This window comes from Candidatus Baltobacteraceae bacterium (genome assembly GCA_036488875.1).
GTDB lineage: Bacteria > Vulcanimicrobiota > Vulcanimicrobiia > Vulcanimicrobiales > Vulcanimicrobiaceae > JAFAHZ01.
In genome coordinates, this window is sequence record DASXGW010000012.1 from 119,081 (window position 1) to 132,191 (window position 13,111).

Genomic DNA, 13,111 nt, shown 5'->3' on the forward strand with positions numbered 1-13,111 from the left:
ATGCATTTAAGATGAAACAGATTAACCCCACGAACTTCGAAGCGATCCCGGCATTCCCGGACGGCAAAAATAGCGGCGAGCGGCGCGTGCACGCCGTCATCGAAACGCCCCGCGATACTCGGCACAAGTATGCCTTCGACCCTAAGCTCGGCCTGTTCAAGCTCAAGCTCACGCTCCCCGAAGGGATGCAATGGCCTTACGACTATGGCTTCGTGCCGCGCACGCTGGCCGACGACGGAGACCCGCTCGACATTCTCGTTCTCAACCAGATTCCGACGTTCACCGGGTGCCTGCTCGAAACGCGCGTGCTCGGTATCGTGCGATTGAAGAAAAACGGCGTCGAGAACGATCGCGTTCTGGCCGCACCCGTCGTTCAACCGGGTGTTTCACAACCCAGCGATGCGTTCGCCGATGCAGACGACATTCCGAAAGACACCATGAGCGACATCTGCCGTTTTCTCGTCGAATACTCCGAGGAAGAGGGCAATCGGGTGGAGTTCAAACAGGTGCGTTCCCGCAAGAAGGCCATGGCGGCCATTGAGGCCGCCATGAAGACGTACGAAAAGAAGTCCAAGTAGCCGGCTTACTCGAACCGCAGCGCTTCGATCGGGTGGAGCGCGGCCGCCTTACGCGCCGGTGCGTATCCGAAAAAGATGCCGACCATGGCGGCAAACGCGACCGATGCGCCGACCCATCCGAACGGAATCGACGTCGGCCATTTTGCAAGCAGCGATACGAAGCCGGTACCCATCAGGCCGAAGATGACCCCGATGACGCCGCCGATGGTCGCCAGCACGATCGACTCGGTAAGAAACTGTTGCAGGATCACACGGCCCGGCGCGCCGACCGCCATGCGCAAGCCGATCTCGCGCGTGCGCTCCGTTACCGACACCATCATGATGTTCATGATGCCGATGCCTCCGACGAGCAGTGAGACCGCGGCAACGCCGGCAAGGAGAAACTCCATCACGGCGCTGGTCTGCGAAGCGGCTTGCGCGATCGATTGCAGATTGCGAACTTGGAAATCGTCGCTCTGCGGGGGAACGATGCGATGCCGCTGCTCGAGCAGCCGCACGATCTCGTCTTGCGCCGAATCGATCGACTGCGTGTCGGTCGCGGAAACCATCAGCGCGTTGACGGTCGTCAATCCGGTCAGGCGCTCCATCGCCGACGTGTACGGAATGAGTACCGTGTCGTCTTGATCCTGGCCCATCGCACTTTGACCGAGCGGCGTGAGCACGCCGATCACCGCAAACGGTGCGCCTTTGATGATGACCGTGGCGCCGATCGGCGAGCCGCCGTTAGGGAACAGCTCGGAGACGACGGTTTGACCTAGTACGGCGACCTTAGCGGCCGAAGCCGCTTCGCTCTGCGAAAAGAACCGGCCCGAGGCCAGCGACTGCGAACGAATAAACGTATAGGTAGGGGCGACGCCGTTGACGGTCGTCTGCCAGTTGTTGTTGCCGGCGACGACCTGCGTCCGCACGGTAACCTGCGGCGAAACGCTTGCGACACCAGGCAGACTCGCAATCGCCAGACCGTCGGCCGGCGTCAAGGTCGACGCACCGCCGAACCCGCTTCGCGCGCCGCCGGAGGTCACGCTTCCCGGCTGCACCACGATGAGATTGGAGCCGAGGCTGCTGATCGAGTTTTGCACGGAGATGCGCGCGCCCGCGCCGATGGCAACGGTCACGATCACCGCCGCGACGCCGATCACGATGCCCAGCATCGTCAGGAACGAGCGTCCTTTGTTGCGCGCCAGCGCCTGCAGCGCCAAGCGTAAAGTAGCGCGGGGTGTCATGCTGCCCTCCTGTCGTTAACGGCATCGCCGACAATGTGGCCGTCGCGGAAAGTCACGATGCGCTGCGCGTATGCCGCGATATCCGGCTCGTGCGTGACGAGCATGATGGTGGTACCGCGCTCCTCGTTTACCCGCTTGAAGATGCGCATGACTTCGTTCGACGTCTTGGTGTCGAGTGCGCCGGTGGGCTCGTCGGCCAAAATCATGGCGGGATCGTTGACCAGCGACCGCGCGATTGCGACGCGCTGCTGTTGACCGCCCGACATCTGATTCGGATTGTGCTGCGCCAGCTTGTCGACGCCGACCAGCGCCATCATCTCGAGGGCGATTCGGTTGCGCTCGCCTTCGGGCACGCCGGCGTAGACCATCGGCAGCTCGACGTTCTCGAGCGCACTCGTGCGCGGTAAGAGGTTGTAGGCTTGGAAGACGAATCCGAGCCGGCGGCTGCGAATCGCCGCGCGCGCGTCGCCGTCGAGGCACGAAACGTCGGCGCCTTCGAAACGGTACGTTCCCGACGTCGGCGTGTCGAGCAGGCCGGCGATCTGCATGAACGTCGATTTGCCGGAGCCCGACGGACCCATGACGGCCACGAACTCGCCGCGTTCTAAGGTGAGGTCGATACCGTCGAGGGCGCGCACTTCGGCGTCGCCCAGCACGTAATGCTTCGTCAGACTTGCGACGTTGAGGACCGGTTCCATTAGTGGATCCCCCTCATCGCGCCGCCCATCGGCGCGCCCGACATCGGCGAGCGCGTTCCCGAGGTCCGCGCGGATCCGCCGGACTTGCTCGTCCCGTTGGACGAAACGACGACGGGATCGCCCGATTGCAGCGAGCTGCCTTGTGCCGGCACGACGGCGGCCTGCGTGGCCGTTGCCAGCGTAACCGTAACCGGTATGCGCTGCAGCTTGCCGCTGCGCTCGACGAAGAGCGTTCCGCTCGATCCACCGGTTATCGCGCTAGCGGTAACCGCGGTGGTGTTGACCGCGCCCCACGGAGAGCCCGAGCTCGCTCCGGTCGCCGAGGCGGTCCCGTGCGCACCGGTGTACGGTTTCCACTGCAGCGCGGAGATCGGTACCACCACCGCGTTCTTCGCGGTCGCGACGTCGATCGACGCGTTTGCGGTCATACCCGGCAGCAGCGCGCTGTCCGTGTTGTCGACGAGAACCACGACGTCGTAGGTTACCACGTTATTGACGGTTTGCGGATTGATGCGCACCTCGGAAACCGAGCCGTGGAAGGTACGGTTCGGATAGGCGAGCACGCTGAAGTCGACGTTCTCGCCCTTCTTGACGTTGCCGATGTCCGGCTCGCCGACGTTGATGTCGACTTCCATCTTGCCGAGGTCTTGCGCGATCGCGAATAGGGTCGGCGTCTGCAGCGACGCGGCGACGGTCTGTCCGACCGAAACGTCGCGTGCCACGACCGTTCCGTCGACCGGCGAGCGAATGATGGTGTGTTCGAGGTTGAGCTCGTCCTGCTGCACGACCGCCTCGGCGGCGGCGACGTTCGCCTGCGCGCCTTGCGCGGTGGCTGCCTGCGCGGCCTGCGTGCTGCCGCTCTGACCGATTCCAGCGGCACCGGCTTGCGCCAGTGCCTGCGATTGCGCAATCGAGGCCTGCGCCGAGGCGACGTCGGCTTCGTCCGAAGCGACGTTCGCGCGATCGGAATCGACGGTGCTCTGCGCGAGGTAACCCTGCGAGAGCAGTGACGAGTCACGCGTCAAAGTCGTTTGCGCGAGCTTGAGGGCCGCTTGCGTTTTCTGCGCGCCGGCTTGCGCCGCGCCGACCGCCGCCGATTGAGCGCGTGCGTTGGCCGCGGCAACGTCGGTTGCCGACGCCGCGCCGCTCACGTTCGCGTTTGCCGCCGAGACTTGCGACTCGGCCTGAGCCAGCGCCGCCCGCGCCTGATCGAGCTGCGCTTGCAGCGTGCTCGGATCGAGCCGCGCGAGGATCTGGCCTTTTTTAACCTTGCTGTTATAGTCGACGTCGAGCTCCGATATCGTCCCGGAGACTTGCGTGCCGACGGAAATATTGTTTTGCGGGTTGACGACGCCCGACGCCGTTACGGTTTGCACCAGCGTCTGCTGCGTCGCGGGCGCCGTAACGTATGAAACGCGCGACTTCGCGCGCACCAATCCCGCCGTGGCAGCCGCGATGCAGAGCAGCGCGAGACCTGCAACGAGAATCCAGCGCGTCCGCGCTCCGAGCGCACCGAACGTACGCGTCAGTGGGGTAAGTTTTGGCACCGCTATAGTTGACATGACGCTAGCATCGTACGGTAAGTCGCGAAGTCGTATTCTGTGAAAGCCGGGGTGCGCGTTTAAGGGCAGATTAGTTTGGTTCGTCGGGATGGGCACTTGAGCGCCTGCTTGCTTCGTCGGCAAGAAGAAAGTCCGCGCCCGCCCGGGTCGAAAAGACGCTTTCCAAGGATGCAGAAGCGACGCGTCACCCCAGGGGAGAATCTTGGCGCCGAGCTCGACGTCGGCTTTCGAATGATTGCCGAGGCGATGCCTCAACTCGTCTGGTCGGCGACCGCCGACGGCGTTATCGATTATCTCAACCAGCGCTGGATCGACTATACCGGCGTAACGCTCCACGACTACACACTCGAAGACCGCGCGGCACTGGGCATCGTTCACGCCAACGAGCTGGAAGCGACGTGGGAGCGCTGGAAGCGCGCGTTGGCCACCGGCGAACCGTACGAGATCGAGCACCGCATCAAGCGAGGGAGTGACGGCACCTACCGCTGGTTCCTCGAGCGAGCCGTGCCCGTCACGGACGCGCGCGGACACATCGCCCGTTGGATCGGCACCGCTACCGACATCGACGAGCAGCGCCGCTCGCGCGATCGGCTCGACTTCGTCGTCGAAGCCGGCAACGCACTCGCGTCGACGCTGGACGTCTACGCCGTGTGCGACGCGCTGGCCCGAGTAACCATCGAACGCTTCGCCGACTGGTGCTTCGTCGTGCTGCGTGAGGACGGTGCGGCAAAGACCGTGGCGATCGCGCACAAAGATAAACGCTTGGTGCGCTACGTCAAAGAGTTTCGCGATCGCAGTGCGAGCGGTCCCGACGAACAGCTCGACGCGGTTTTGGCACAACGCAGCGGCTACGTCGTGGAACGCCTTTTGCCCGAGCAGCTCGAAGCCGCGGCGCGCGACGAACGCCACCTCGAAGTGCTCAAGCGTCTGCAGATCCATTCGCTGATGGTCGTGCCGCTGGTTACCGATCACAATGCGTACGGCGCAATCACGATGGTCTCGTCGGAATCGGGAAGAGTTTTCAGCGCGACCGATCTCGAGATTGCGACGAGCGTCGCTAAGCGGGCCGGCATCGCGCTCGAGAATTCCACCGCTTTCGAACGCGAGCGCCGAACGGCGCAGACGCTGCGATTCATCGGCCGCGTCAATCAGCTGCTCTTCGAGTCTTCGGACGTCGGTGCCACGTTCGAACGTCTCGCACGTATGGTCGCGGCGGAGGTCGCCGACGCCTGCACGATCGTGCGGTTGGAAGGCGACGCGGTGCGCGTTGCGTGCGCGGCGCATCGCGATCCGACGAAAAATGCAATCGTGGGCGAGATGCGCGGAAAACGCACGCTGCGGCCCGAGGCCGAGGCCGAGCTCGCGACGAGTTTACGCAAACATCAGAGCATCGTGCGCCACCCCGACGACATCGAGGCGGTCCGCGCTCGCGCATGGCCGTACTTGTCGCCGCAGATTGAAGCCACCGATCCGAAGACCACGGTCATCGTTCCGCTCTATTCGGCACCGGCGACGTACGGCGCGCTGATCGTGTATTACTCCGAACGCTCCTTCGACCGCGACCGGGATTGCGCGTTGCACGAAGAGATCGCGGCGCGCCTTTCCGTCGCGCTGGCGCGCGCCGAGACGTTCGAACGGGAGCGCCGGATCGCAACGACCTTACAGCAAGCCTCGCTGCCGTCGCTCATTCCCAAACCTCAAGGCATGCGCCTGGATGCCGCCTATCTGCCGGCCGGCGACGAAGCGGAAGTCGGCGGCGACTGGTACGACGTCGTCGAGCTGGACGACGGGTCGGTCGTCGTGAGCGTCGGCGACGTGACCGGACACGGTATCGAAGCCGCGGCGATCATGAGCAAAGTCCGCCACGCCATGGGCATCGTGCCCAAGCACGTTTCCGATCCGACGAAAATCCTCGATTCCGCCGAGTGGTTTTTGCGTAAACGCTATCCGGAGGCCATCGTTACCGCCTTCGTCGGCATCGTGAGTCCCGATCGTAAGACGATCCGTTACGCCAATGCCGGGCATCCGTGGCCGTATTTGCGGCACCGCAACGGTGGGCTGAGCCAACTCGCGTGCGGCGGCCTGCCGCTGGGGATTCGGCACGCGCACGAACCGGCGGCTTCGCAGACGATCGAGCTCGACGCCGGCGACGCCCTCGTTCTCTATACCGACGGATTGGTCGAGTGGAATCAAGACGTGCTCGAAGGGGAAGCGTCGTTGGAACGCCTGTTGACCAGCGAGGCGATCGTGGCGTCGGTGGCGCCGGCAAAACTCGTCGCGCGAACGTGTCTGCCGAGTAAGCCGCGCGACGACGTCGCCGTCTTAACGGTGGTACTCGGAGAAACGCCGGTGTGGTCGTTTGCTACCGAAGACGCGCGCGCCGCCGCCGACGCACGCCTGCATTTCGTTCAGTTCCTGCAAACGCGCACGGACGATCCCGATTGCATCGCGCAAGCCGAGCTCGTGTTCGGCGAGTTGCTCGGAAACGTCGTATCCCACGCTCCCGGACCCGTCGAGACGCAGCTGTTTTGGACCGGCGGACACGCCGTGCTGCACGTCATCGACACGGGGACGGCGTTCGACGTGCAAGCACACTTACCGATCGATATCCTGAGCGAGCGAGGCCGCGGACTCTTCATCGTGCGCCAACTCGCGCGAAGCGTACGCGTCGAACATATCTTCAACTGCGGCAATCACATCCGCGTCGAACTCTAGTCCAGATAGGAACGGTCGAGCGCACCGACGTCGTGACACCCGAGCAGCCGCAGCGTGCGAACGACACCGTCGCGCAGAATTGCAATCGCTCGCGCGACGCCGGGGCCGCCGGCAGCGCCTAAACCGTACGCGTAAGCTCGTCCGATAAGCACCGCGCGCGCACCCAAGCAGATCGCTTTGACGACGTCGCTGCCGCGGCGAACGCCGCTGTCGAGCAGAACTTCGGTTCGATCGCCGACGGCCGCAACGACCTCGGGCAGCGCGGCGATTGTGGACGTGACACAGTCGAGTTGGCGAGCGCCGTGATTGGAGACGACGATCGCGTCGGCGCCTTCGTCGACCGCGCGCCGCGCATCGTCGGCGCTCAACACGCCCTTGACCACGATCGGCCCCTTCCACTCGTCGCGGATCCAGCGCAAATCGTCCCAACCGCACCGCGCGCGTTCCAGCGCAGCGGCAACGTCGGCATAACTCATGATGCCCTCACCGGGAACGACGACGTTGGGAAACTTCATCAAGCCACCGTCGCGTAAGAAGTCGATCGTCCACGCGGGTCGCATCGCGAGCTGCCCGATGTAGGGGAGCATCTCGAGGATATTTCCGCTTGAAAGCTCTTTTGCGCCGTTACGAACGTCGCGCTCGCGCAGACCCGCAACGGGAGTGTCGACGGTAACGACGAGCGCGCCGTAACCCGCCGCGCGAGCGCGCGCGATCGCGGCGGCGGCTGCATCGCGACCCGCCAGAACATAGAGTTGGAACCACGCCGGACCGGGCGTCGCGGCCTTAACGTCTTCCAGCCGGCAGCCCGACAGCGTCGACAAAACGTAGCCCGTACCCGCCGCTCCGGCCTGTGCGGCGGCAACGCATTCGCCGCGCGGGTAAAACAGCCGGCTGCTTCCCACCGGCGCTAAAAGAAACGGCAGCTCCATCTGCGTGCCGAGAATCGTCGTTCGCAAATTGCACGGGCCGCTGGGCACCGCCATGCGCGGCCGGAACGTCAGGCGGTCGAACGCGTTGCAATTCTCAGCGAGCGTGACTTCGCCGTCGGCACCGCCGTCGATATAATCGAAGGCGACCCGCGGCAATCGCCTGCGCGCGCCGCGGCGAAGATCTTCGATCGAGATTGCCTGCATCGAAATTCATTTCGGATGAAGGGCGCCGAAATGTAACAGCGCGCCCCACAGCAGCCAGAGCCAACCGCACCCAAACAGCGTGCCTCCGGCGACGTCGGTCGGATAGTGCGCGCCCAGCGCCAGTCGCGACCAGTCGATACCGGCGATCCAGAGCGACAACACCGCGACGGCGGCGATGACCTGGGGACTCCACCCACCGGCGGAGACGGCGTAAACCAGCCAGGATCCAAAGAACAGCGCGGCGGTCGACGCATGACCGCTCGGGTACGAGAAACCCAACTCTTGGTGAAAGATCCAATCGTCGGGGCGCGCGCGTCGAAAACGCCGTTTTGCAAACTCGGCAACGCCTTGCGAGCAGGTTTGCGCCGCGAGAATCGCCGCGGCGACGACGAGATTGCCGTGCAGCGCGAAGATCCCTACGATCGCAGCAATCGCTACGGCAGCCAGCGCAAACGCGCGGCCGCTCAACGTAAACAGCGCGGCGAGCGGCGTCGCTTGACCGATGAGCGCTCGCGCGCGCGCGTCGAGCGGCCAAAGCTGCCGCCTGCGGCAAACGGCGTAACCCAGCGCGAGAAACGCGACGAAGCATATCGCGCTCGCCAGGAACAGCCGCGTTTCGAGCGTCACGTGCGATCGAGCGCGCCCGACGCGGTCATCACTCGTAGAGCTGCGGGAACGGCGCGAATCGAGATCGGCGTTTTGCCCAGCACGTGCCCGTCGACGGCGAAGCGCTGCACCGGATCGGTGCGAATCTTCACCGAATCGAACGTCGACCACAGCCTGGCGCCGTCGATCGATCGCTGTTTGCCCAGCGCGAGCGCAGCGTACGTGAAGAGCAGCCCCAACCTGCCGCGTTCGTCGCGCACGAAGACGGTCAGCTTGCCGCCCGCCTGGGCCGCGTTTTCGTCGATGGGACGATATCCGTAATACCGGCCGTTGGCGACGATGACGTGATGCGTTTGCAGCCGAAGCCGGCGTTTGCCCCAGCGCAGCGCGCAGCGAAACGGACGATGACTCAAGAACGGACCGAGCGCCGCAGCACCATATGCAAGCGGCCCGAGAACCTTTTTGAGCGGCCGGGTCGTCTTTCGCGCCACGTCTGCTTCGATGCCGACGGTCAGAAAGTTCGCAAAGTACGTGCCGTTGACGCGGCCGAGGTCGACCCGCCGTTCGACGCCGTGAGCGATCGTGTCGGCGGCGCCTTCAAACGTCTGATCGATTCCGAGGTTGCGCGAAAAACTGTTGACCGTTCCCGACGGTACGACGCCCAGCGTCACGTCCCGATGGGCAAATAACGCGACGGCGGACGTCAAGGTGCCGTCGCCGCCGCAGACAACGATCAGCCCCGAGCGCCGTCGCGCTCGTTTGATCGCCTTGCGCAGCTGCTTTCGCGTTTCGACGCCGCACGTTTCGACGACGTCGATTCCCCGCTCGGCGAGCATGGCGGGAATCCGCCATAGCGCCTCGGCGCCGCGGCGGGACCGCAGGCGCGCAATAACCGCCGCACGACGAACCTCCATAATACGAAAGGATTTTCCCCACGATTCGGCGCGATATCGCGAGTATGAAGCGTCTTCTTGCTGCCGCTCTCGCGGTATCGCTCGTCGGTTCGCCGCTGATGACTCGCGCCGCCGACTCGTCTTCGCCCGCACAGCAGCTCATGAGCAAGCTGCACTGGCGAAATATCGGCCCGTTTATCGGCGGGCGCGTCGTCGCGGTCGCCGGAGTGGCGACCAATCCCGACCTGTTTTACATGGGCGGCGTTCAAGGCGGCGTTTGGAAAAGCACCGATTACGGCCAAGACTGGACGAACATCACCGACGGAAAGATCCCCGGCATTGCCAACCCGATCGGCGCGCTGGCGGTCGCTCCGTCGAACTCGAACGTGATCTACGCCGGTACCGGTGAAGCTGACATCCGTCAAGATTTCGACACCGGCGACGGGGTCTACAAAACGACCGACGCCGGCAAGACGTGGCACTACGCGGGCTTACGCGAGACGCATATGACGACCAAGCTCGTCGTCGATCCGCGAAATGCCAACGTCGTGTACGCGTCGTCGCTCGGTCACGTCTTTACTCCCAACACCGAACGCGGCATCTTCAAGACGACCGACGGCGGCAAGTCCTGGCGCAAGATCTTCTTCGTCGACGAAAACACCGGTGCCGTCGACCTTACAATGGCCCCGAGCCAACCGAACGTGCTCTACGCCGCGATGTGGCAAGTTCAACGCAAGCCTTGGACGCTGACGAGCGGCGGACCGGGCAGCGCGCTGTACAAGAGCGCCGACGGCGGCGCGCACTGGAAGAAGATTTCATCCAATCCGGGTTTCGCACGCGGACTGCTCGGCAAGATCGGCGTTTCCGTCGCGGCTAGCAATCCGCGCATCGTCTATTCGATCGTACAAGCGGCCGACGGCGGCGTCTTCCGCTCCACCGACGGCGGAGCGACGTGGCAGCGGGTCAACGACGAGATGAAGCTGCGCCAGCGTGCCTTCTATTACACTGCGATCTTCGTCGATCCGACCAATCCGCAGGTTGCGTACGCTCCCAACGTCGACGGCGTCTGGAAGACGACCAACGGAGGCAAGAAGTGGACGGCGCTGAATCCCCCGCACGGCGATTGCCACATCGTCTGGATCAATCCGCGTAATCCGAAGATCTTGCTGGAAGGCGACGACGGCGGCGCGACGGTGTCGGTCGACGGCGGCGACAACTGGAGCACCGATCACAATCAGCCCACCGGCCAGTTCTATAAGGTCGCCATCGACGATCAATTCCCGTTCCACGTCTACGGCGCTCAGCAAGACGAAGGCGCGTACGAAACCGTTAGCGCCGCGTGGGACGGCATCGGCGATCAGCACGTGCACACCGTCGCGCTCGGCGAGAGCACGTGGGTCGCACCGCAGCCCGACAGCCCGCATACGACTTACGGAAGCGGATATTACAGCTCCATGGTGCAGCTCAATCGCGATACGGGACAGTTCAAGAACGTCAGCCCGTGGCCGCGCTACATGGCCGGCAGTCACGCAAGCGAAGAGAAGTATCGCTTTGCCTGGACCCACCCGATCTTCTTCAGTCAGGGCAATCCAAAGGAGCTGCTCGTCGGATCGCAAGTGGTCTGGTCGAGCACCGATCTGGGTCAAACGTGGTCGGCTATTAGCCCCGATCTGACGCGTAACGATCCATCTACCGAGGGACCGTCGGGTGGTCCGATCTTCCTCGACGAGACCGGCGCCGAAACGTTCCCGGACATCGCGTCGCTGGCCGCGTCGCCGCTCGACGGCAACATTCTGTGGGCCGGTTCGCAAGATGGCCTGGTGCACGTGACCACGGATCATGGCGCGCACTGGACATCGATCACCCCGCCGCAGATGCCGCAGTGGACGGAGATCACCACGATCGAGCCGTCGCACACCGATAAAGGCACTGCGTATTTGAGCGCATCGCGCTACCAATGGGACGACTATCACCCCTACCTGTATAAGACGACCGATTACGGCGCGCATTGGACGACGATGACCAATGGCTTGCCGCCGGATCAGTACGTAATGGTCGTGCGCCAAGACCCGCGCGAACCTCGCCTGCTCTTCGCCGGCACGCGCAGCACGGTCTACGTGAGCCTCGACGGCGGAGCGCAATGGCAGCCGTTGACCTTGGATCTTCCGGGCGTGCAGGTTCGCGACTTAGCGATCAGCGTACGTCAAGGCGATCTCGTCGCCGGAACCCACGGCCGCTCGTTCTGGATTCTCGACAATCTCGCGCTGCTCGAGCAGCTCGCGCGTCAGACGTCGTATTCGGTTGCCAACGCCCAGGTATTTGCACCCGACACCGCATGGCTCACGTCGGAGTTCGGCAGCTCACCGTTCCCCATTCCCAACGTCGGGGAGAATCCGAAGTACGGCGCGACCGTCTTCTTCAACCTTCCCAAGAGCTACGACGGACGCACGCCCGCGACGCTCTCGTTCGTTGACGCCAACGGGGCGACGATTCGCAGCTTTAACCTGCACCTCAAGCCCAAACACGAAAAGAAACTCACCGACGAACAGCGCGCCAATCTCGACTCAACGCAGTCGCGTGAGCGCAACCTCGCCGACCTCACCGCGGTCGAGCCAGGCACGAACGTCTTCCAATGGGATATGAAGAACGAGCCGGGATTCGATCCGCCCGGATTCCGTCGCGCTGAAACCGACGATTTTCCGGACGTGTCGGACGGTCCGACGATTCTGCCCGGCAAGTACACCGTCGTGTTCAAGTACGGCGGCCAGACCATGCAGGCGCCGTTCACCGTCGAACTCGATCCGCGCCTGCACCCGGGAGCGGGCGATTTGGAAGCGCGTCTCGCGCTCGAGAAACAGATTCTCGACTCGATCAACACGCTCGATCGCGCGATCGCAAGCGCGATGGACGTTGCAAAGCGGACTCCGTCCAAACGCGCTGCGATCGATGCCGAGATCGCCAAGCTCGTGATGCTCAAGATGCGGTCCAGCGAGTCCGACGTTTTGTATCCGGACATGATCCGCGAACAGCTCGGATTCCTGATGAACTCGCTCGAGGGCGCGTACCAGAAGCCGACCGCCGCGGAGTACGCCGCGTTCGCCGACATCAAAGCCCTTGCGGCGGCCGGTGAGGAACGGTTAGCGGCCGTTACGCGCTAGCTTAAAGCCGCTCTAAGACGATGGAGCTAAGGCGCAGCAACTGCGCCTTAGCATTCGGCGAGGACGGGAGCGAGACCGAAAAGACGAGGTCGCCGCGGCGCACCGCGTTGGCGGCAAAATCGGGATGGCCGCTTTGCGGGGTTTTCAGCGAGTACATCGATTCGCTGCTCCCCGGCACCGATTCGGGATCGTAGTGAGCTCCCGGATCGGAGGCTAGCACGGTTTTGAACGTCTGCTCGACATCGGTCGCCGCGCCGGCGGGATAGAAGACGTCGAGCTCCACGCCGCCCGTCGCCCCCGATTTGCCGCGGTAGACGCAGTACACGCTGTTGCCGCCGTCATCGACGTTCGCCGACGGATGAGACGTTCCGGAAACGCCCGCTGCGGCAAAGTCGGCCGGCGTCAGCACGCACATTCTGGAGCCGGACCCTTTGGGAGCGGCCGCCACCAGGGTCAGCAGTCCGGCGACGACCACAAACGCATTCATACGCATAGCGCCCGAGTGCTTCGAACGTGCGCCGGTGCAGGCCTTGCGTCCCCAATAA

At 63.9% G+C, this 13,111-nt stretch carries 10 protein-coding genes; 3 read left to right on the forward strand and 7 right to left on the reverse strand.

Translation table 11 applies throughout. The features are described from left to right. Window positions 1-11: 11 nt before the first annotated feature. Window positions 12-578, forward strand: a complete 567-nt coding sequence (locus tag VGG89_13570) for an inorganic diphosphatase (protein HEY1977578.1) — start codon at window positions 12-14, stop codon at window positions 576-578. Window positions 579-583: 5 nt separating this feature from the next. On the opposite strand, the gene VGG89_13575 is transcribed toward VGG89_13570, so the two are convergent. Genes VGG89_13575 through VGG89_13585 form a run of 3 tightly spaced genes read right to left on the reverse strand, consistent with a single transcriptional unit; the run spans window position 584 to window position 4,061 of the window. Beyond that, complete coding sequence (locus tag VGG89_13575) at window positions 584-1,801, reverse strand: ABC transporter permease (GenBank protein HEY1977579.1); 1,218 nt, start codon at window positions 1,799-1,801, stop codon at window positions 584-586. Continuing rightward, window positions 1,798-2,499, reverse strand: a complete 702-nt coding sequence (locus VGG89_13580; protein HEY1977580.1) for an ABC transporter ATP-binding protein — start codon at window positions 2,497-2,499, stop codon at window positions 1,798-1,800. Before VGG89_13580 ends, VGG89_13575 begins: the two co-directional genes overlap by 4 nt. Then, on the reverse strand, window positions 2,499-4,061 hold the full coding sequence (locus VGG89_13585) for an efflux RND transporter periplasmic adaptor subunit (protein HEY1977581.1): 1,563 nt from the start codon (window positions 4,059-4,061) through the stop codon (window positions 2,499-2,501). Before VGG89_13585 ends, VGG89_13580 begins: the two co-directional genes overlap by 1 nt. Before the next feature lie 168 nt (window positions 4,062-4,229). Here VGG89_13585 and VGG89_13590 point away from each other — a divergent pair, with 168 nt between their 5' ends. Next, the gene (locus VGG89_13590) at window positions 4,230-6,776 is read left to right on the forward strand and encodes a SpoIIE family protein phosphatase (protein ID HEY1977582.1); all 2,547 of its coding nucleotides are present in this window, start codon (window positions 4,230-4,232) and stop codon (window positions 6,774-6,776) included. Here VGG89_13590 and VGG89_13595 read toward each other — a convergent pair. Genes VGG89_13595 through VGG89_13605 form a run of 3 tightly spaced genes read right to left on the reverse strand, consistent with a single transcriptional unit; the run spans window position 6,773 to window position 9,429 of the window. After that, window positions 6,773-7,909 carry an alpha-hydroxy acid oxidase gene (locus VGG89_13595; GenBank protein ID HEY1977583.1) on the reverse strand — a complete coding sequence of 379 codons (1,137 nt, stop codon included), beginning with the start codon at window positions 7,907-7,909 and terminating at the stop codon, window positions 6,773-6,775. The genes VGG89_13590 and VGG89_13595 overlap by 4 nt on opposite strands. 6 nt (window positions 7,910-7,915) lie before the next feature. After that, a complete protein-coding gene (locus VGG89_13600) occupies window positions 7,916-8,536 on the reverse strand; it encodes a phosphatase PAP2 family protein (protein ID HEY1977584.1) in 621 nt (206 codons plus the stop codon). Next, entirely contained in the window at window positions 8,533-9,429 is an 897-nt protein-coding gene (locus VGG89_13605) for a YegS/Rv2252/BmrU family lipid kinase (protein ID HEY1977585.1), read from the reverse strand. Before VGG89_13605 ends, VGG89_13600 begins: the two co-directional genes overlap by 4 nt. Window positions 9,430-9,473: 44 nt before the next feature. Between VGG89_13605 and VGG89_13610 the strand changes: the two genes are divergently transcribed. Then, entirely contained in the window at window positions 9,474-12,566 is a 3,093-nt protein-coding gene (locus VGG89_13610; GenBank protein HEY1977586.1) for a hypothetical protein, read from the forward strand. Window position 12,567: 1 nt separating this feature from the next. Here the strand turns inward: VGG89_13610 and VGG89_13615 are convergent, their stop codons facing one another. Beyond that, window positions 12,568-13,059, reverse strand: a complete 492-nt coding sequence (locus VGG89_13615; protein HEY1977587.1) for a hypothetical protein — start codon at window positions 13,057-13,059, stop codon at window positions 12,568-12,570. Between the last annotated feature and the right edge of the window lie 52 nt (window positions 13,060-13,111).

What these genes read in the sequence shown, in the direction of transcription:
- VGG89_13570 (HEY1977578.1), top strand. Translation starts at nt 12, where the DNA reads ATGAAACAGATTAACCCCACGAACTTCGAAGCGATCCCGGCATTCCCG.
- VGG89_13575 (HEY1977579.1), bottom strand. Translation starts at nt 1,801, where the DNA reads ATGACACCCCGCGCTACTTTACGCTTGGCGCTGCAGGCGCTGGCGCGC.
- VGG89_13580 (HEY1977580.1), bottom strand. Translation starts at nt 2,499, where the DNA reads ATGGAACCGGTCCTCAACGTCGCAAGTCTGACGAAGCATTACGTGCTG.
- VGG89_13585 (HEY1977581.1), bottom strand. Translation starts at nt 4,061, where the DNA reads ATGTCAACTATAGCGGTGCCAAAACTTACCCCACTGACGCGTACGTTC.
- VGG89_13590 (HEY1977582.1), top strand. Translation starts at nt 4,230, where the DNA reads ATGCAGAAGCGACGCGTCACCCCAGGGGAGAATCTTGGCGCCGAGCTC.
- VGG89_13595 (HEY1977583.1), bottom strand. Translation starts at nt 7,909, where the DNA reads ATGCAGGCAATCTCGATCGAAGATCTTCGCCGCGGCGCGCGCAGGCGA.
- VGG89_13605 (HEY1977585.1), bottom strand. Translation starts at nt 9,429, where the DNA reads ATGGAGGTTCGTCGTGCGGCGGTTATTGCGCGCCTGCGGTCCCGCCGC.
- VGG89_13610 (HEY1977586.1), top strand. Translation starts at nt 9,474, where the DNA reads ATGAAGCGTCTTCTTGCTGCCGCTCTCGCGGTATCGCTCGTCGGTTCG.
- VGG89_13615 (HEY1977587.1), bottom strand. Translation starts at nt 13,059, where the DNA reads ATGCGTATGAATGCGTTTGTGGTCGTCGCCGGACTGCTGACCCTGGTG.